This is a genomic window from Alteromonas sp. 07-89-2 (assembly GCF_013113925.1).
GTDB classification, from domain to species: domain Bacteria; phylum Pseudomonadota; class Gammaproteobacteria; order Enterobacterales; family Alteromonadaceae; genus Alteromonas; species Alteromonas macleodii.
In genome coordinates, this window is record NZ_VTYM01000020.1 from 1 (window position 1) to 18,043 (window position 18,043).

Annotated in this window: 19 protein-coding genes; 9 read left to right on the plus strand and 10 right to left on the minus strand. The window is 44.2% G+C overall.

What is annotated here, in order from left to right:
* Positions 1 to 174: 174 nt before the first annotated feature.
* Positions 175 to 1,209: an AraC family transcriptional regulator gene (locus tag F0261_RS13535; protein WP_216600813.1), complete on the minus strand. Its 1,035-nt coding sequence runs from the start codon at positions 1,207 to 1,209 to the stop codon at positions 175 to 177.
* A gap of 99 nt (positions 1,210 to 1,308) precedes the next feature.
* Here F0261_RS13535 and F0261_RS13540 point away from each other — a divergent pair, with 99 nt between their 5' ends.
* Entirely contained in the window at positions 1,309 to 1,737 is a 429-nt protein-coding gene (locus F0261_RS13540) for an SRPBCC family protein (RefSeq protein WP_171338227.1), read from the plus strand.
* Positions 1,724 to 2,536, plus strand: coding sequence for a sterol desaturase family protein (locus tag F0261_RS13545; protein ID WP_049586010.1), 813 nt, complete (start codon positions 1,724 to 1,726; stop codon positions 2,534 to 2,536). The genes F0261_RS13540 and F0261_RS13545 overlap by 14 nt, the downstream gene beginning before the upstream one ends.
* Before the next feature lie 77 nt (positions 2,537 to 2,613).
* Here the strand turns inward: F0261_RS13545 and F0261_RS13550 are convergent, their stop codons facing one another.
* Complete coding sequence (locus F0261_RS13550; RefSeq protein ID WP_014980121.1) at positions 2,614 to 2,859, minus strand: DUF4282 domain-containing protein; 246 nt, start codon at positions 2,857 to 2,859, stop codon at positions 2,614 to 2,616.
* A 172-nt stretch (positions 2,860 to 3,031) separates the two neighbouring features.
* Positions 3,032 to 3,961 carry a 1-aminocyclopropane-1-carboxylate deaminase/D-cysteine desulfhydrase gene (locus tag F0261_RS13555; protein ID WP_014980120.1) on the minus strand — a complete coding sequence of 310 codons (930 nt, stop codon included), beginning with the start codon at positions 3,959 to 3,961 and terminating at the stop codon, positions 3,032 to 3,034.
* A 107-nt stretch (positions 3,962 to 4,068) separates the two neighbouring features.
* On the opposite strand from F0261_RS13555, the gene F0261_RS13560 reads away from it, so the two are divergent.
* The 3 genes from F0261_RS13560 (at position 4,069) to F0261_RS13570 (ending at position 6,198) form a co-directional block, all read left to right on the plus strand.
* Positions 4,069 to 4,725, plus strand: coding sequence for a chalcone isomerase family protein (locus F0261_RS13560; RefSeq protein ID WP_171338228.1), 657 nt, complete (start codon positions 4,069 to 4,071; stop codon positions 4,723 to 4,725).
* A 60-nt stretch (positions 4,726 to 4,785) separates the two neighbouring features.
* Entirely contained in the window at positions 4,786 to 5,346 is a 561-nt protein-coding gene (locus F0261_RS13565; protein WP_014950505.1) for a DUF3833 domain-containing protein, read from the plus strand.
* Positions 5,347 to 5,559: 213 nt separating this feature from the next.
* On the plus strand, positions 5,560 to 6,198 hold the full coding sequence (locus tag F0261_RS13570; RefSeq protein WP_171338229.1) for an RpiB/LacA/LacB family sugar-phosphate isomerase: 639 nt from the start codon (positions 5,560 to 5,562) through the stop codon (positions 6,196 to 6,198).
* 107 nt (positions 6,199 to 6,305) lie between these two features.
* Here the strand turns inward: F0261_RS13570 and F0261_RS13575 are convergent, their stop codons facing one another.
* The 3 genes from F0261_RS13575 to aceK all read right to left on the minus strand — a co-directional run bounded on the left by F0261_RS13575 (position 6,306) and on the right by aceK (position 10,439).
* Positions 6,306 to 7,706, minus strand: coding sequence for a HAMP domain-containing sensor histidine kinase (locus F0261_RS13575; protein WP_101565649.1), 1,401 nt, complete (start codon positions 7,704 to 7,706; stop codon positions 6,306 to 6,308).
* Positions 7,703 to 8,383, minus strand: coding sequence for a response regulator transcription factor (locus F0261_RS13580; RefSeq protein ID WP_014950502.1), 681 nt, complete (start codon positions 8,381 to 8,383; stop codon positions 7,703 to 7,705). The genes F0261_RS13575 and F0261_RS13580 overlap by 4 nt, the downstream gene beginning before the upstream one ends.
* Before the next feature lie 325 nt (positions 8,384 to 8,708).
* A complete protein-coding gene (gene aceK, locus F0261_RS13585) occupies positions 8,709 to 10,439 on the minus strand; it encodes a bifunctional isocitrate dehydrogenase kinase/phosphatase (protein ID WP_171338230.1) in 1,731 nt (576 codons plus the stop codon).
* Between the two features lie 179 nt (positions 10,440 to 10,618).
* Between aceK and F0261_RS13590 the strand changes: the two genes are divergently transcribed.
* A complete protein-coding gene (locus tag F0261_RS13590) occupies positions 10,619 to 11,017 on the plus strand; it encodes a response regulator (protein WP_014950500.1) in 399 nt (132 codons plus the stop codon).
* Positions 11,018 to 11,140: 123 nt separating this feature from the next.
* Here the strand turns inward: F0261_RS13590 and F0261_RS13595 are convergent, their stop codons facing one another.
* Together F0261_RS13595 and F0261_RS13600 are read right to left on the minus strand one after the other, a co-directional pair.
* On the minus strand, positions 11,141 to 11,443 hold the full coding sequence (locus F0261_RS13595; protein WP_171338231.1) for a DUF3301 domain-containing protein: 303 nt from the start codon (positions 11,441 to 11,443) through the stop codon (positions 11,141 to 11,143).
* Positions 11,444 to 12,493, minus strand: coding sequence for a DUF3549 family protein (locus F0261_RS13600; RefSeq protein WP_014978546.1), 1,050 nt, complete (start codon positions 12,491 to 12,493; stop codon positions 11,444 to 11,446).
* Between the two features lie 210 nt (positions 12,494 to 12,703).
* Between F0261_RS13600 and F0261_RS13605 the strand changes: the two genes are divergently transcribed.
* The 3 genes from F0261_RS13605 (at position 12,704) to F0261_RS13615 (ending at position 14,396) form a co-directional block, all read left to right on the plus strand.
* Positions 12,704 to 13,048 (plus strand): YqcC family protein, encoded by a 345-nt coding sequence (locus F0261_RS13605; protein WP_014978547.1) that lies wholly within the window; start codon positions 12,704 to 12,706, stop codon positions 13,046 to 13,048.
* Positions 13,041 to 13,880, plus strand: a complete 840-nt coding sequence (gene truC / locus F0261_RS13610) for a tRNA pseudouridine(65) synthase TruC (RefSeq protein ID WP_171338252.1) — start codon at positions 13,041 to 13,043, stop codon at positions 13,878 to 13,880. The genes F0261_RS13605 and truC overlap by 8 nt, the downstream gene beginning before the upstream one ends.
* Positions 13,881 to 13,946: 66 nt before the next feature.
* A complete protein-coding gene (locus F0261_RS13615; protein ID WP_014978549.1) occupies positions 13,947 to 14,396 on the plus strand; it encodes a flavodoxin domain-containing protein in 450 nt (149 codons plus the stop codon).
* 131 nt (positions 14,397 to 14,527) lie between these two features.
* On the opposite strand, the gene dapD is transcribed toward F0261_RS13615, so the two are convergent.
* Complete coding sequence (gene dapD / locus F0261_RS13620; RefSeq protein WP_171338232.1) at positions 14,528 to 15,352, minus strand: 2,3,4,5-tetrahydropyridine-2,6-dicarboxylate N-succinyltransferase; 825 nt, start codon at positions 15,350 to 15,352, stop codon at positions 14,528 to 14,530.
* Positions 15,349 to 18,000: a [protein-PII] uridylyltransferase gene (gene glnD, locus F0261_RS13625; protein WP_171338233.1), complete on the minus strand. Its 2,652-nt coding sequence runs from the start codon at positions 17,998 to 18,000 to the stop codon at positions 15,349 to 15,351. Before glnD ends, dapD begins: the two co-directional genes overlap by 4 nt.
* Positions 18,001 to 18,043 lie beyond the last annotated feature (43 nt).

Here is an 18,043-nt window from a genome sequence, read left to right on the forward strand (position 1 = left end):
GAAAATACTTCAACGAGAAGCCGGATATACGGACGCAAACCATTTTAGTCAAAACAGCATGTTTACTCTTGCAATAATGGGGGAGACCATATACAGGCCCTAGGGCGATTGCTTTTTATCGGTTGTTTTTCAACGCGACTTAATAGTTCGGCGATGAGGAAGTGGACATTAGCTTTAAGGCGCTAAAAGTTGTTTTTGGTATTTCAGTGGTGTTGTTGAGTACCACTTTTTAAAGGCGTGGGTAAATGATGATTGTTCCTGAAACCCCAATAAATCTGCGGTATCAGCGATGGAGTGATGTTTCAGCAAATCATCTAAGCGGGCTTTGCGTTCGCTATTGAGAATTTGTTGAAAACTAGTGCCACTTTGCTTCAATTTTCGCTGTAAGGTGCGCGGACTGATAAAAAGTGCATTGGCTACGCGTTGCTGATCGCAGCCTTTTAAGGTTGGATTGGCTTTTAAAAGCGCAACGACTCTATGACTTATGTCTTCATGCTGATTGGCGTAGAACTGGCTATTGGCAAATTGAACACGGTCGCCGCCTTTGCTCGCCATTAGTTCTTCTTCGGATACTTTTACGAGCGCACTAAACATCGCTTTGTTCTCGCTGGTAAATGGAATATGTAAAAGATGCTGAGGAAAAATAATGGCGTTGGTGTTGGCGTTATCAACCAACTCACAATTGAACCACATCGCTAGCATGGCTTTTTCCGAATCGCTCAAAGGAAACGTAAAAGTGACGGCATTCAGTTTACAGGCAGAACCTAATATCTTGTAGACGGTTGCTACCCATGCTGTGGTGTTGCGCAATACCATCTGCTTGCAATCGGCGCTTTTGGGTACCCACTCAACGCGCGTATTGTCAGGTTCGAAAAACACGCTAGTGGTGCCAATGTCAGCGACTAAAGCGTCAAAGCGGATTAGCGCATTAATGGCTTGAGCCAAGTTTTCGCAACTTTCAACAAGGTAACCCAGTACTCCGTAATCTTTCGCCTGAATATGTTTACCCAACTCAAAACCAAATAGCGAATTGTTGGTTAATGCGACCCCTTGGTTTAACAGCTCAACGTATACATTCATATCAACACGTGAAGAGCCAGACAGTGAGTCATGCTTCTGGGTAGTTAACGAAACATTGTCGGCGCTAACGCCAAAGCTAACTAAATAGCTCACCGTACTTTGGATATAGGCTGAGGAAACTGATGGCATATGCTTGTCGCAAAATAACAAAAATACTGTCGCATTAACGCAAGATAAAATAAAAATGTCAATTTATGCTAGGAGTCATCAGAAAAGGAAATATCGTAGATGGTTGATGTTTACTACCAAAAAAATATTGCTGCAACGCCCAAAGATCTGCGCGATACGCTGCTTGATCACCAGAATTTAAGCGATTTTTTCAACGCGTCGTTTAAGGTATTGAAAGCAGAAAATGATAATGAGATTAGCGGCGGAAAGGGCTGCGTAAGAGAAGTCACTATTCTGGGAGTACGCTTTAAAGAAGAAATTGTTCGTGCAGATACCAACGGCATCGAGTATAGAGTGGTTGATGACTTCCCAGTGAAGGCGCACAGGGGCGCTATTGCGTTTACGTCACAAGAAAATGTTACTAAGGTTTCTTATCGCATTACCTGTCGGGCGCCCTGGTATATACCAAACTGGTTACTGACGCGCCTGTTGCAAAACGATATTGAGAAATGTCTAGATAAGTTAGGAGCACGCTTTGATCCCCGTTGAACTTATTTTGCTAGGGTTAAGCCCTGTCTTTCTACTTTGCGTCTTTATTGAATTTAAAAGAGCGCGACAGTTTTACAATGTAAAAGACAGTGTGAACAATGCTTTACTTGCACTATTGCATCAGGGCTCTGATGCCTTGGTCTTGCTTCTACTAATGCCTTTTTTTATTTGGTTACACCAGTTTTCACTATTTAAAATAGAGCTTAGTGCACTGTCACTTTTTGCAGGTTTTATCCTTCAAGACTTTTTGTACTACTGGTTTCATCGTGCTTCACACAACATACACTGGTTTTGGCTAGCGCATGTGGTACATCACAGCTCGACAAAAATGAATTTCACAACGGCTTTTAGGCAAAGCGTTTTGTATCCTTTTGTGGGCATGTGGCTGTTCTGGGTACCGATGATTCTTATTGGTTTTTCGCCAAGTCTGGTCTTTGCCATTGTCGCCATCAATCTGGCTTATCAGTTTTTTGTACACACTCAGACAATTGGAAACCTAGGCTGGGTAGAGCGTATCTTTAACACGCCGACGCATCACCGTATTCATCACGCAACGAATAAACCATACATCGATAAGAATTACGGTGGCGTACTTATTATATGGGATAAGTTATTCGGCACTTTCGCTAAAGAAGACAAAACGATAACGATAAAATACGGCATTGTAGGAAAAATGCCTGAGGACAATCCTCTTAGCGCCAACTTCAGTCAAATAGGTGTGCTTCGTGAACAGCTTCAGCACGCAAAAGGGATAAAAGCAAAGTTAAAGAGGTTGTTTGGTTATCCTGTCGCAGATTGATAGTAATGGTCTTACACAATCAAAGTACTAGATGGATTGCTAGCGCTACCTAGAGAAGCGCTAGCCTTGGTATGGCACTATTCTTTACTAGCAATTTTCTGAAGGTTGCTGTGAATTTTGAAAAGTACGATAAGCAGTTCGCACCAGATTCTTGCGCCAATACAGCCAGACACGATAATAAATAGGCCGTATACAAAACTCGCGTCGTACCCTACAAACATCGTTGTTACGCCACTTACCAAAGATCCTAGAAGCAATAGCCAGTACACGAAAGTGATAATCTTAGGGGTTAACATTGAGTCGAAGAAGAAAATATCTTTCATAATCATTCCTTGATGAAGTTTGCAGGTAGCAAGCGCTAATGTTTATGCCGCATCCTGCGACAAACTTCTTGTTGTTATCGTTGTTTAGTGTTTAAAAGAATTGTGAGCAAGCTCACAGGGATAGTTGTAACACCGAAAGGTAGTGAGCGCAACACTCTGTTATAAAAGGGGTTTATCGTGCGCCTTGCAAGCCGCCTGTGTGCAGTACAACAATGCGTGACCCGTCTTCAAACATACCTTTGGCCAGCATATCTTTAACTGCCCAAAAGGCTTTGCCGGAATAAACAGGCTCGATATCAAAATCGAAAGTATTATTAAAATCGTTGCAGAAGGCTTGAAGCTCATTTGGCGCTTTGGCGTAACCACCGAAGTGGTAGTTGTGGTCAATATGCCAATTTGATCGCCCAAGCGAGGCTGGAAGAAATTGTTCGACTAATCCTTCTAAGTAGTCTTCACCCTTCAGCACGCCAACACCGACAGCGTTGCAACCAGTGTGATGGAGAGTGTCTTTCGCATTATTTTCATTACGTTTATTTAATGCACTGACTATTCCCGCCAAAGTGGCTCCACTAGCGACAGGAGCGACAATAAAATCAAAGTCTATGTCGATTTCATCAACCATGTCCTTTATCCCTAGAAGCGCTTGTGCTTGGCTTCCGCCCTCAGGAATGATCATCGCGTCAGGTTGCTGCTGCCTAAGATGAAGTAGATATGCGCTATCGTTTCGCTTTTTGTAAGTGACTCGGTCTACATAGTCGATACGGGTGCCCCAACTCTTCAGATCCTCAATCATGGGTGTAGGTGCAGCGCTGTAGTCACCGCGAATAACGGCGTTAAAAGGAATGCCCAATTTATAACAAACAAAGCCTAGTGCATGCAGGTGGTTAGAAAAACCGCCGCCGAAACTCACTATCGTTTTTGGCAACGGGCTGGTGAGCGCATGACTTAGCTTTCGCCATTTATTACCTGACATTACAGGGTGAATAGCATCATCACGTTTAACAAATAGCGATACCTTGCTGGCACCTTCCCAATTTGGCTTAAATGGGATTAGCGGTGAGGGCAGAGTTAATAACGATTTAAATGCATCAAGGGGAAGCACAACGAGAGCCTAGTGTCAGTTGATCAAATGTGTGAAGGCAAGAGTATAACCAGATAGAAATTCAAAAAAAGACCTGTAATGTTTATTACGCTAATAAGAGCATAGTTATGGTTATCAAAATGTATGGCCTATTTCGCCAGTTGAGAGCTAAATCCTTACCAATGCGCCCAGAAAGTGCCAGTGGTGTGTGGGGATATTCGATGTATAGCGCTAGCATGGCTGCGAAGATGTTTTCCATCATTCTTTTTGTTTCGATATCGACAAGCGGGCTAATCATGTCAAAGAATGCGGTTGCGCAAGAGCCAGATGTTAAGCACATCAGTAATTATGTTCCCAATGCAAAGCTCGTTGGAAAAGGAATGTTCTCTTACTACTTCTGGGATGTGTATACCGGTGAGCTTTATGCGCCTGAAGGTGAATACGCCAACCAGCCCCCCTTTGCACTAAAGTTAACGTACCAGCGAGACTTGGAAGGCAAGAAAATTGCCCAGCGTTCTATTGATGAAATGAAAAAGCAAGGAGACCTATCGGCTGATGATTCAGACAAGTGGTTTTCCTTAATGAATAGTATCTTTCCTGACGTCAGCGAGGGCGACGTCATTACCGGTATCGCTACGAAAGATGGCACGAGTGTGTTTTACGTGAACGGTGAAAAGGCTGATGAAATTGAAGACAAAGTATTTACACAGCGTTTTTTTGATATCTGGCTAAGCGATAAAACGTCTGAGCCAAAATTTAGAAAGAAGTTATTGGGAAACGGATAAGGGCAACGCTTTATTAGCATTACGCCAAGTCTATCTCGTCAATTGATTAAGGTTACGAAAGTGATAAAGAATACGGTGAAGTTTGTTTTAGGAATCGGAATTGCCGCTTTAACGGTGGCAGGGCTATCCGGATGCTCTGTTTCAGTCGATGGTGAAGACTACAGATCTGTATCGCCTGTTTTCGATATTGAGCAATTTTTTGATGGGAACGTTAAAGCCTGGGGCATTGTTCAGAACCGCTCGGGCGAGGTGGTGCAAAGGTTCGTAGTAGACATCGATGGTTCAGTAGATGGCGATACGTTAACCCTTGATGAATCCTTTAATTACGGTGTGGGCGACGGTCCAACGTCCCGTACTTGGACCATCGTAAAGCAAAGTGATAATAGCTATGTGGGTCGCGCGAGTGACATTGATGGTCCAGCCAAAGGCACGAGCTTTGGCAACGCATTTAACTTTCATTACGAGATGGATTTGCCGGTGGATGACACTACCTATTCAGTGACGTTTGACGATTGGTTTTGGGCATTTGACGACAGTACTATGATGAACCGTTCGTATATTCGTAAGTTTGGCATTGTGATGGCAGAAGTCACCATATTTATGCAAAAACAAACAGACTAATACGCCATTAACCTCGTTTTTTGAAAAATGCTGGCCAGTAGATTTACTGGTCAGTGACTTGTTACTCGTCGGCCCTCCATCTTCATATATTTCCGTTTTCGTTTCACATTTGAAACTAATCGACATTTACTTTGGCATTACCCGTGAGGTGGCATTTCGTTCCATGCTAATGTAAGCGTTTAATTCGTTATTTTTCTATGCTTAGGAGCGTTCATGAAAGTTGCATTGATAATGGAAAACAGTCAGGCGGCTAAGAATCCGGTAATATTAAATGAGCTCACAAGCGTGGCGGACTCACTGGGACACGCTGTATTCAATGTGGGTATGAACAGCGAAACTGATCACCATCTTACCTATGTGCACTTAGGCATAATGGGAGCTATTCTACTCAACTCGAAAGCTGTCGATTTTGTGATTTCAGGCTGTGGTACGGGTCAAGGGGCTATGATGTCGTTGAATGCTCATCCAGGCATATTCTGCGGTTATTGTATCGACCCTTCAGATGCATTTTTGTTTAACCAAGTTAACAATGGAAATGCGTTAGCGTTACCTTTTGCAAAAGGCTTTGGATGGGGCGCTGAACTTAATGCGCGTTATATCTTTGAGAAAGCGTTAACAGGCGAGCGTGGCGCGGGCTATCCCGTTGAACGTAAAGAACCTCAAGTACGAAACGCTGGTATTCTCGCAGATTTGAAACGTGCGTTGGCTCCAGAGAGCTACGTCGATTCACTGAAAAAAATGGACGTTGAACTGGTTAAAACAGCCGTATCTGGCGAGCGTTTCCAGCAGTGTCTATTTGACCACGGTCAAGATGAAGAGATTAAAGCGTACGTGAAGTCGCTGTTAGCGTAAGCGACTGGCACAAATCACAACGTTGAAAATGTAGGATAAAAACGCTGATGCTAAGAAAAAAGCGTCAGCGTTTTTTATTTTTGTCGACAAAAGCAATAGTCCAAAGCTTAACGCTTAAACGTAAATACCACACCTAACCCGTGCCCTTTAACTAGCGGGTCGTGAATAAACCAAATGTGGCCGTCGTGTAACTTCACAATGGCAGACACGAGCGATAAGCCCAACCCATTTCCCTTACTGGTTCTACTGCCGTCTGCCCGATAAAATCGGCGCTCCAGATTCACAATTTCATGTTCACCCACGCCAATTCCCGCATCGTTCACGGCAATCACGATATGACTTGCTGTGGTAGAGAGCTGTACGGTGACCACACTTTTTTCGTTAGAGTACTTTATGGCGTTGTCTAACACGTTAGCTACAGCTTGAAATAGCAGGTTAGGATCGGCAAGCATTGTAACTGCATCGAGCTCGCTCGAAAGGGTAATGTCGCGCTCTTCTGCAAGGGGGTGATACAGGTCAACCACGTCCTCTACGATGGCGCGTACGTCAGTGGAACAAAAGCCTTCTTTCTTATTGGTGGTTTCAAGTCCACTTATGCGTAACAAGCTGTTAAACATGTTTAGAAGATTGTCGGCTTCTTGGGTTGTATCTTCCCTTAGTTGAGTGTCTTCGATTTTTTCTAGCGTGTTGCGAAGTCGAGATAATGGAGTGCGAAGGTCATGGGCGATGCTATCGGTCACTGACTTTATATTGTTGACTGAACTTTCGATAGTATCGAGCATTTGATTAAACACAAATGACAAACTGCTCAGGTCGTCCCAATTACTGTCAATTTCTAAACGCTCTTGCAGGTTTCCCGTTTTGATAATCTTATCTGCCGTTTGCGACATGCGGTTAATTCGATTAACCACGTAAACGGCTATAGCGAAGCTCAGCACACTCAAGGTACAAAGCAACACCACAATGATCCAGCTGAACGTTTTACCAAACCACTGTGCGCTGTATAAATCGTCAATGCCGCGACCAACGTAAAGCACGTGATCGCCAAGGGTTACTTCTCTCATAAGTGCTTGGCGCAGCGTTTTTCTCGTTGTGCTATTGGGGCGGGTGATAACTATTTCTGCGGTAGCAAAACTGGCGCCTTTGTGGCGCTCAAGAACAAGGGGAATTGACGACAGATTGCCAGCCACTACTTGTTCATCTTTACTCAGTGCAACAAATGAACGTAGGTGGTCGGACGCTGAGGTGATTGTTGAGCCATTTGGCGAATGTTGGCCATTGTCTTTGGCTATCGCTAACTTAACCGCGTCAATACCGAGGTTTTCATAGAGAGTAATCAGCGCGTTTGTTTTGGCATTAACGGCAGCATTCGATTCCGAAATAAACAAGTCGCTGCTCGTTAATCGCCAAAAATAAACAATTAAAACAATGGCAATACAAGCTAGAGTGGTGAGCAATACGCCTACGCGAAAACTTGAACTACGCGTAAAGTCGCGTATTGCTATCATGCAAGCCCATCCGCTATTCGATACCCTGTGCCTCTTACGGTTTCGATGAGCGGGACATTAAACGCTTTATCCACTTTCTGGCGCAAGCGGCTAATGTGAACATCTATCACATTCGTTTGCGGGTCGAAATGATAATTCCAAACCTGCTCAAGCAGCATACTTCGCGTCACAACTTTACCCTTGTGACGGAGCAGGCATTCAAGCAATTGAAATTCTTTAGACTGCAGGTCAATCTCTTGATCGCCACGCAATACTTTGCGGTTAACCAGGTCTAGAGTGAGGTCGCCTACTTTTATCAGCGTTTTGTCTTCACCTTCTTTGTTACGACCTGCAAGGCCCTCAACGCGAGCAAGTAACTCTTCAAAGGCAAAAGGCTTAGTTAAATAATCATTAGCGCCTGTGCGAAGGCCTTTGACCTTGTCTTCAACCTGACTTTTTGCACTCAGTAATAAAACGGGCGTTGTGTTGCCTTCTTCGCGAAGTTTTTCTAAAACAGAAAAACCGTCGAGTTCGGGCAGCATCACATCCAGAATTACGGCGTCTAATTCGTTACTTGACGCCTGTTGGTAGCCTGATGTTCCATCACCTACAGTAATACATTCATGCCCTTCACCCAATAGTCCATTTGCAATGTGCGAGGCAACCTTTGGATCATCTTCTACAAGTAGCACTTTCATTATTACGCTTCTTTTGTTTATCAACATTCACACACTTGTTTGGCGTTGCTGTCGCCATTATGTGGCGATTCATCGTCAGCAAGCAAAATCAAGCAGTCGCAAAGCAGTATCGCTTTCACATGCTTTTACGAGCGTTAAGTAACGAAACGATCACTTTTAAGCTTTTTCGCATGTAGCGACAATTTGTTCAGGTGTCTAGTGCCCTAGGGGGCGCATGCACAGTGCATTGGCTTGCTCTACACTATTGAACTGCGCTCTCAAACTGTACTCTTGAACTGTACTGGGGCCCCGGTCAACGTGCACCTTGATCAAACACTTAACTTAGTTAGCCTCTGTCAAAACGCATGCTGGCGTTGTAAGGCGTGAAGTGTTGAACATCGCCTCGTGCACATTTTTCCTGAACTTCGTGCCAATATTCAGGGGTCATCAAATCACCGTGTAACGATTTAAGTATATCTTTGAACTTGCGTTTACCTACAATGAAGTGCTCAAACTGCTCGGGGAATACGTCGTTAGGCGCTACCGAGAGCGTATCAATAGCATAAGGATCGTCAGATTTCGGCAGGGATCTAAAATTGCGCTCATTCATTAAACAAATTTCATCATAGTCGTAGAAAATAACGCGGCCATGACGGGTAATACCGAAGTTTTTATGTAGCATGTCGCCAGGAAATATGTTGGCCATGGCAATTTGCTTAATGCACAGTCCAAGCTCATCTAGTGCACGGGTAATTTTCTCTTCATCAGTTTCTTCTTGTAGATACAGATTAAGCGGCGTCATTTTTCGCTCAATATACATGTGCTTTATAATGAGTTCTGTTTCCGTAAACTCCAGGCTCGATGCACACGTCTCTTTGAGTTCATCAATTAACTCAGGCTCAATTCTGTCTAGCGGAAACCTAAAATTAACATATTCATGAGTGTCGGCCATTCGGCCCACACGGTCTGACATTTTTACGAGTTTGTAGCATTCCTTAACGTGCTCACGCGTGATTTTTTTACTCTCTGCAAACTCGTCTTTAATAATCTTGAACACCACGCCATAAGAGGGAAGATGGAAAACCATCATGACTAGGCCTCGAATGCCAGGGGCCGCCTCAAATTTGTCGTCTGACTCGTCCATGTGCTGCAAGAAGTTGCGATAAAACACTGTTTTACCGTGCTTGTAGTGTCCCATTGCCATATACAGCTCGAAGTGCTTTTTATTGGGGAGAAGCTCTTGAAGAAAGGCGGCAACTTCCGCAGGATTTTGAGTGTCAGCCATAAAGTAGCTGCGAGCAAAACCGAAAATAACGCTTAAGTCTTTGCGATCTGTTAGCAGCGCATCCACAAACATATGGGGGTCGTTATAGCGTCTCATGGCGATAACAAACGGCAGCGTTTCTTCGGGCATGCAAATTCGCCCAATCAGGTAAGCGGCTTTTCCTCTAAAAAACGTAGGCTTAAGGATTTCCACAGCTTGAACGCTGGCTAGCTGCTCCTTGTTCAATCGAGCGCGAAGCGCGCTTTCAAGGTTCTGTAGGTCTCGCTCGAAGTTTTCAAACGGAATGTTGTATCGATATATCTTAAAAATTGACTCGTACATTTCACGCACCGTGGTGGTGGTGTCGAAGCTGTTAATCACTTTGTCTCTGTCTTGCCCGGGTAAGAAACAGCGGCTGGGCAAGACAAACATCATATCGTTATCGATTTTTCTATGTTTAAACAAGCGGCCAATTACAGAGTTGTAAAAGGTTTCGGCTAGCTCAAACTGGGGGTGGCCTTCTAGCTGTAATGCAAATACTTTCTTAAGCTCTTGCCAGAAAGCGTCGTCTTTTTGATGTACTTGAGTTAGCTGATAAATTTCGGCGACAGCGTCTGACAGGCTTTGCTCGTAAATGGTTATTCGCTCTTTAGAGGCAAGCTGAGTTTCTTTCCAATTTCCCTTTTCGAACCTTTCTTGAGCGCCACGGGTGATACGGGTGAACCATCGATAACTCTTATCGAAATGAGACAGAATTTGATAAGCAACTTTTCTTACCAAACTCTTATCTTGGCTAGTAGCTAACTCTTGCATGGTCGTGTGTTCCTTATTTTGTTACTCGCTATATCTACCACAAAATAGATAGCTTGAAGAGTGAAGTTTGGCGCAGATAGCGATTAAGTTACCAATTATCAGACACTTTTTTGTTTTATTATACTTTCGTTTAATGTATTCTGTTGGCGGATTAATAACCAATTATAAGTTTGTATTTGATGGGTTTTAATATTCTTATTTGTGATGACTCGGCGCTGGCACGAAAAATGGCGAGAAGCAATTTGCCAGATGGCTTTGCTGAAACTATTTACGAAGTGTCAAATGGTATGGACGCGTTGGAAGTATTGGCTCATCACACAATAGACTTGGTTTTACTGGACCTGACCATGCCTGTTCTTGGTGGTATCAGTGTGTTGAGTGAAATAAAACGCCGTCAGCTAGAAACGTTTGTTATCGTCGTGTCTGGCGATATTCAGCCAATGATGCAAGAAAAAGTGATGTCTTTAGGTGCACTGGGCTTTATAGAAAAGCCAATAAAACGGGATGTGCTAACGTCAGTTTTGCAGCGCTTTGGTTTTATTCTTCCCGATACTTACAAACCAGCGATTGCAGTTTAAGATTTTAACGACTTATAAAAAGCGTTGATAAAGGTTGATGAGAAAAATTGACGAAAAAGGGCGAACTGTGGTTCGCCCTTTTTTATATGCGTGTCCCGTCCTGAAATACGTTGACATAGAAGCTTAAACCCTATGCGGCGGCACCTCTGTTCGCATAACCCTTACACCTACCAATTCAACTTCCCCAGTATATCGATCCTCACCATTACTCGAAAACTCGAAGTTAAATACACTGTGCCAGTCAGGCTTTCCATATTTGAATGAAAATCGTGTTTTAGCTCTCGCCACACTAAGCAATTGTAAACCGTGTTTATCGCAGTATTGCTTAAGGTATGTGTTTGTTTGCTCAGAAATGGCTCGAATGCGCCAAAACTGGTAGCCAGTAAACCCAATAACCATCCACACCACTAACTCAAGTAACGTCATTTACTTTCTCGCTTGTGCAAACAATTGTTGAAATGCATTGCTGAGAATCTGAGGGTTGGCTTTGGAATGCAGGAGTGTTAGCACTTGTCTGCGTAACTTCGGGACTTGTACTAAATCTGAAAAGAAGCCTGCGAATAAGGCGCCCTTATGACCCTCTTTTTCATCAACGTTTGCCGCCTGCTCTAAAAAGGCACTAAGCAGTAGTGGCTCCATTTGCTCGAAATGACGTGCTGCAATAACGCTTAAAATATCAAGTCTCTGCGACTTTTCGCTTTTTAATAGTTCGAGTAGTTTGTTGTTAATGGTCGGGTGGAAACTACCTTCTGACGTGCCTCTCAGCGCCGCTAAATTGATGTCGTCACTTTTATCTATCTCAATTAAATACGCCGCTAATAGATTTTCAGGCAGAGAAACGCTTTCGCTCATTTCCATCAATGTGTTAAGAAAAACCTGTGAGTAGAGTGAAGTGTTGGTTTCAATTGCTTGCGTTAATCCGTCTTGTTTGGGGTGTTGGCTTAGGCTTTGTACAAAGTCGGCTACGCTTTGCATGGATATTTGCTGCCAGTCAACCAGTTGTGGGGCTTGAATGTAGGCCTCAACTTTCTGCGCCTCTTCACTTAAAGGTTGGTTTAGGGTGCGTTTAACTAGTGCGTTAAATTGAGCGAGCTGCGATTGATTGGGAACAAACGAATAAGGATTGTCAGGCAGTGTTTGCGCGTTTTCAGTATCTTCAGCAACAGACTGACCTAGTGCATCAACAATAATCTCTAGAAAATGATTTCTTGCTGCGGCAACCACTAAGCCTTGCTCATCAAGTGGCAGTTTCACAAACCAAATGTAGTGTTGCGTAGAGGCATTTTTATTCCAAAATACGATGCCGAACCACGCGTGCTGCTGACGAGGGTAGGGCGCGTAAGCACTGCCGTTTTCTATTTCTAGAAAAGTCTGACTATCTGTGGGTTCAAGGCGACGACCTAAATCAAAAACATGGTATTCAGTGCCTGCATGTAACAAAAACTCGCTGATAGAATTAATACTGTTAGCGCTCATAACTCGTTCCAAAATACTGCTTTAATCAAAATTTGCCAGGCTGTCACATCTATTTAAAGGGGCACGTCGATGAGATACCGCCAACAAAGACGGATAATGGTATCACAGCAGAAGAAATTCAACGATAAGACACGCGGACTTATGTTGACCTTTAGCCCCTGATATACTGCGCGCTTCGAAATAGAAGCGTTTTTGAATTGCGGAGAGGATGTGATTAAAACGAATAGCACTCATCACATAGCATTAAGTAAAGCATTGATACAATTAGAAACAGACATGTATCAGGATGGTATTTGGCCAAATGAAGAGCCTGCGGAACAAGACCTAAATAATGCTATGGAAAGTGCGGTTCCTTTTGCGGTCGACTGTTTAGCGTTTGAGAGTTGGTTGGCTTTTATTTTTATTCCCAAAATGCGCATTTTGTTGAAACAGGAAATGCCTTTACCACCCATGCAAATTACGCCAGCAGCAGAAATATATCTGTCATCGGCGCATCAGCGCACTCTGTCCCAGCTTCAAGTTATTGATAATATTGCCAATGGAGACATTGGGTGAGCAAACACAACGCACTATGAAGAACGATTTAAAAGGCCAATTAACTGTGCATTCAGATGAGCAAATAATAGGAAAGGCAAGCGTTGGTGAGGAAGAGAGTGTTAATGCTCTTCATTTGCCTGTGTTGTACCAAGATGAACATATCATCGCGATTGAGAAGCCGCCAGGCCTACTAGTACACAGAAGCCCGATTGATAGACATGAAACGGTGTTCGCAGTACAGACACTGAGAGACCAGATAGGCCAGCACGTCTATCCTGCTCATCGTTTAGACCGACCCACTTCAGGTGTGCTGGTGTTTAGCTTTAGCTCAGAAATTGCAGCAAAGCTTGGACAGCAGATGATGGACAAGCAGGTAGTAAAAACGTATCACGCTATAGTTCGCGGTTTTGTGCATCACACAGGGTATATCGATTACGCCCTAAAATACCGCTACGACAAAATAGCCGACAAGCATAAGCGCCCGCAGCAGCCGCCACAACCAGCATCAACTATGTATCAGTCAGTGGCAAAATTCGAAGTGCCTGAGCCTGTGGGCAAATACCAAAGTGCACGATATTCGCTAGTTAAGCTTTCTCCTAGTACCGGTCGTAAACATCAGCTTCGTCGGCACATGGTTCATATTCGTCACCCCATTATCGGCGACACGACCCACGGGGACGGCAAACAAAACAAATTCGCCAAGCAGCACTTTAATTTTAACAATTTGGCCTTAAGTTGTACTCAAATGGGCTTTTCTCATCCTATCACTGGAAAGTGGGTAACGATTAATTCACAGATGCACGGTGAAATGCGACTATGGCTCGAAAAATTAGCGCCGTTTTGCGTTTAGGTTGATAAAATAGTAAGAATTTCCGCCTGTCGACAAAGGCGACGATCATTGGTTTAAGAGGTAAAAATGGCAACATTGAAAATTATTGCGGGTACAGTTTACGGCAATGCGCAACACGTAGCTGAGCAGGTGGAAGAGAACTTAGCTGAACAGGGCGTGGATTGCTCACTAGAAAGCGACCCGTCGGTTGCAGATTTTACTGATGCTGACGCACTTTTGATCATTACCTCTACAACAGGGCAGGGCGATGTACCACCAAACCTTGAGTTTGTGTTTTCAGATCTGAAAGACGAATCACCTATGCTAACCGGCAAGCCATTCGCGGTAGCAGCGCTAGGCGATAGCAGCTATGGCGATAGTTTCTGTGGTGCGGGTAAACAGTTTCAAGCGTTACTGATCGAGCTACAAGGTAACGCAGTTGCCGATATGTTAGAGGTTGACGCGATTGAAACCCTAGAGCCCGAAAAAGACGTAGTAGAGTGGGTCAACACCATTAAAGATAAGCTGTTGGCTTAAGTCTTAGGAGTGTCCTGATTACGAAAAGAAAGAGGCGCATAAGCGCCTCTTTTAATTTGTGAGTCTTTCAGCATGTGGCTCGGCTAATTGAAAATTAACCCGAGCCGTTAGCGATAAGCCAGAAATACTGCTTATTCTACGCCGCGAAGTAGCGCGTTGATACCTACTTTCGCGCGGGTCTTCGCATCTACTTTCTTCACGATGATAGCAGCGTAAAGGCTGTATTTTCCATCTGCGCTTGGCAGGTTACCCGCCACGACTACTGAACCTGCTGGTACACGGCCATAGTGAACTTCACCGGTTTCGCGGTCATAAATACGAGTGCTCTGACCGATATAAACGCCCATTGAGATAACAGAACCTTCTTCAACAATCACGCCTTCTACGATTTCAGAACGCGCGCCGATAAAGCAGTTATCTTCAATAATGGTGGGGTTAGCCTGAAGCGGTTCTAATACGCCACCAATGCCCACGCCACCAGAAAGGTGAACATTCTTACCAATTTGCGCGCACGAGCCTACTGTCGCCCATGTATCAACCATAGTACCTTCGTCAACAAACGCACCAATGTTTACGTAAGAAGGCATAACAACCGCGTTCTTGCCTACGAATGTACCCGTACGTACCGCTGCTGGTGGAACAATACGCGCGCCGTCAGCCGCAAACTGTTCAGCAGTATAGTTTGTATACTTAAGCGGTACTTTGTCATAAAACTTACTTTCGGCGCCTTCAATCACATCGTTGTTGTGAAGACGGAAGAAAAGTAGAACAGCTTTTTTAAGCCATTGATGTACTACCCATTCGCCAGCAATTTTTTCAGCAACGCGCGCTTTACCTGTGTTTAAAAGGTCAATAGCTTGTGCTACTGCATCTCTTACTTCATCTGGTGCAGATGAAGGGCTAATGCTATCGCGATTTAAGAAGGCGTCTTCAATGATGGCTTTCAATTCATTCATGGTATTGTGATATCTTCAAGTTGGTCGAGTTTGAACAGGATACGCTTTTTAAGGTTCACCTGTTGTTCTTGGGTTAATGCTTTGCCAGCCTCATTGCTGACGATAAAAATATCTTCGGCTCGCTCGCCAATGGTGGCAATTTTCGCAAGCTTAAGTGTCATATTAGTATCAACGAATGCGTGACCAATTTTAGCTAAAATGCCCGGAGCGTCTAGGGCTTCTAACTCAATAAGCGTGGCTTCATCGTTGATATTGAAAAAGCGTACCTTAGTAGGCACGTCAAGTTGTTTCATTTGCCGAGGCAATTTACGCTTATTTTCGTGCGAACGCCCCGGCTTTTCAAGTTGGGCAGAAATAGCATTTTCAATGGAGGCAATGCGAGACTCTGAGCTTATACGACTGCCGTCATTTTCAAGAATAAGCATGCTATCGAACACATAGCCGTCTCTAGTTACGGTAACGTGGGCGTCGTGAATTGAACAGTTGCGACTGTCCAGCACTGACGCGACTTGCGCAAACAAGGCCTTTCTATCTTTGCCGTAAACAAACACCTCAGTGCCACCTTTCGCACTGTTATCATTTGCTTTTACTAACAGGCCATCGTGCTCTGGTGTAAGCCATTCATTCTGAGCTTTAATAATTTCATCAGTATGCCACGCGATTTGCGTAGGCTTAAAGCGAACAAAGTAATCGTCGTCCAGGCGGGCCCACAGTGCATCAATAGCAACAGGCTCAATAGCGCGCTCTTGCAAAATTTGCCTTGCTTGGTGTTTGTGAGTAGTTACTCGCTCGCTCAATGTTACTTGACACTGTAGTCCATTATCCAATGCCTTTTGCGTCATTAAATATAACTCGCGAAGTAAAGATGCTTTCCAGTCGTTCCAAAGATTGTCATTGGTGGCACGAATATCGGCAAGGGTGAGCGTATAAAGCAAATTAAGGTGATTGTGGCTTCTTACCGCGCCAGCAAACTCGCTTATAACGTCTGGGTCATAAATATCGCGGCGTTGGGCTACCACTGACATCAGTAGGTGGTTTTCTACAAGCCATGCAATCATTTCAGCATCGTCGCTGGGAACATCGTGTTGCTGACAGAACTTTGCTACATCTTGGGCCCCTAGCGTGGAATGATCGCCATTTCTACCTTTAGCGATGTCGTGGAAAATAGCAGCGATATAAAGCACTTCTGGTTTATCGAGGTTTCTGCAAATTCTGCCACAGCGCGGAAAGTCTTTATTTGCCTTTGAGAAAAAGTAGTTAACATGCTTCACTAATCGGTGAGTGTGCTCGTCCACCGTGTAGGCGTGAAACAAGTCGAACTGCATCATACCTACAATCGCATCCCATTCAGGAAGATAAGCTTGTAAAATGCCGTATTGATGCATGATGTCCCATGCAAAATCAAAGAACTCAGGCTGTTTCATTAAGCGCATGAATTTTTCGCGGCACAGCGGGCGCTCAACATAGTATTCTGCTTCAAAAGCGCGGTGAGCGTTGCGCAGCTGACGTATGCAAATCGTACTGAGGCCTTGTACCTCTGGCGTGTTGGCCACCAAATGCAGAAAGTCCAAGATTGCTTCGGGAGAGGAGAACACGGTTTCGTGTCGTGGCGATATCATATTATCGAGCAGCTCGAAATCTTCGTTTATGATCACGCTTTTCTGAACGCTTTGGTTCAGCATGTCGTACTTGAAGCGCTGAAGCAGCATTTGATTCAGTTCAGACACCCGCGCCACTGTGCGGAAAAAGTCCCGCATCATTTTTTCGACAGACGATTTACCTTCTTCACCATACCCCATCATTTTTGCAACGTCAGGTTGGTAATCAAACAGCAGTCGGTTTTCGCTTCTGCCTGCAACCAGGTGCAGTGCACAACGCATTTTCCAAAGGTGCATGCGACAAGCAATTAATTCACTGTGCTCTTGTTCTGTAAAGTAGCCGTGGCCTACTAAATTCCAGCCGTCATATTCTTTAAAATGCTTTTTGGCGACCCAGCCAATAGATTGAATATCACGCAAACACCCGGGGTTTTCTTTGATGTTAGGTTCAAGGTTATAAGCGGTACCGTTGAATTTGGCGTGGCGTTTTTTCTGCTCGTCGTACTTGGCTGAGAAAAACGCTTTGCTCGACCATGAGTTTCGACCGTTAACTTCATCCCACAATTTATCAAAGGTGGCTTCACTGCCGCAAAGTAATCGGCTTTCCACTAAATTGGTCGCAATCGTAATATCGTCTCTTGCTAGCTTGACCGTTTCTTTGATAGTGCGAACTGACTGGCCAACATCTAATTTGATATCCCATAAAAGGGTGATGAACATGCCAATTTTTTCTTGCACATCGGGCTTAAGCTTCTTTTTACTAACTATGAGTAAATCGATGTCTGAATGAGGTTGCAGATGACCACGGCCGTAACCACCAACGGCGCAAAGCGATAATTCGTCGACGGTATCTAAACCATAAAGTTGCCAAAGATGACAAAGCAATGCATCGACGAACTGTGCACGACCGGTAACGAGCTGATTAACCGGCGTAGCGTCGAAGGACTCCGTTATCCAGACATAACTGGCTTCCACGCATGATTTAATGGCGGGAATTTCATCAACAGAGCTAATTGTGTCGATATTCTTTATCAGTGATTGCAGCGTCAAAATACACCTTTGAAATAGACTTCTTTTTAGACGCTAAGAACAA

Coding starts and splice junctions, on each gene's coding strand:
- F0261_RS13535 (WP_216600813.1), bottom strand. CDS start 1,209: ATGCCATCAGTTTCCTCAGCCTATATCCAAAGTACGGTGAGCTATTTA.
- F0261_RS13540 (WP_171338227.1), top strand. CDS start 1,309: ATGGTTGATGTTTACTACCAAAAAAATATTGCTGCAACGCCCAAAGAT.
- F0261_RS13550 (WP_014980121.1), bottom strand. CDS start 2,859: ATGAAAGATATTTTCTTCTTCGACTCAATGTTAACCCCTAAGATTATC.
- F0261_RS13560 (WP_171338228.1), top strand. CDS start 4,069: ATGGTTATCAAAATGTATGGCCTATTTCGCCAGTTGAGAGCTAAATCC.
- F0261_RS13570 (WP_171338229.1), top strand. CDS start 5,560: ATGAAAGTTGCATTGATAATGGAAAACAGTCAGGCGGCTAAGAATCCG.
- F0261_RS13575 (WP_101565649.1), bottom strand. CDS start 7,706: ATGATAGCAATACGCGACTTTACGCGTAGTTCAAGTTTTCGCGTAGGC.
- F0261_RS13580 (WP_014950502.1), bottom strand. CDS start 8,383: ATGAAAGTGCTACTTGTAGAAGATGATCCAAAGGTTGCCTCGCACATT.
- aceK (WP_171338230.1), bottom strand. CDS start 10,439: ATGCAAGAGTTAGCTACTAGCCAAGATAAGAGTTTGGTAAGAAAAGTT.
- F0261_RS13590 (WP_014950500.1), top strand. CDS start 10,619: ATGGGTTTTAATATTCTTATTTGTGATGACTCGGCGCTGGCACGAAAA.
- F0261_RS13595 (WP_171338231.1), bottom strand. CDS start 11,443: ATGACGTTACTTGAGTTAGTGGTGTGGATGGTTATTGGGTTTACTGGC.
- F0261_RS13600 (WP_014978546.1), bottom strand. CDS start 12,493: ATGAGCGCTAACAGTATTAATTCTATCAGCGAGTTTTTGTTACATGCA.
- F0261_RS13615 (WP_014978549.1), top strand. CDS start 13,947: ATGGCAACATTGAAAATTATTGCGGGTACAGTTTACGGCAATGCGCAA.
- dapD (WP_171338232.1), bottom strand. CDS start 15,352: ATGAATGAATTGAAAGCCATCATTGAAGACGCCTTCTTAAATCGCGAT.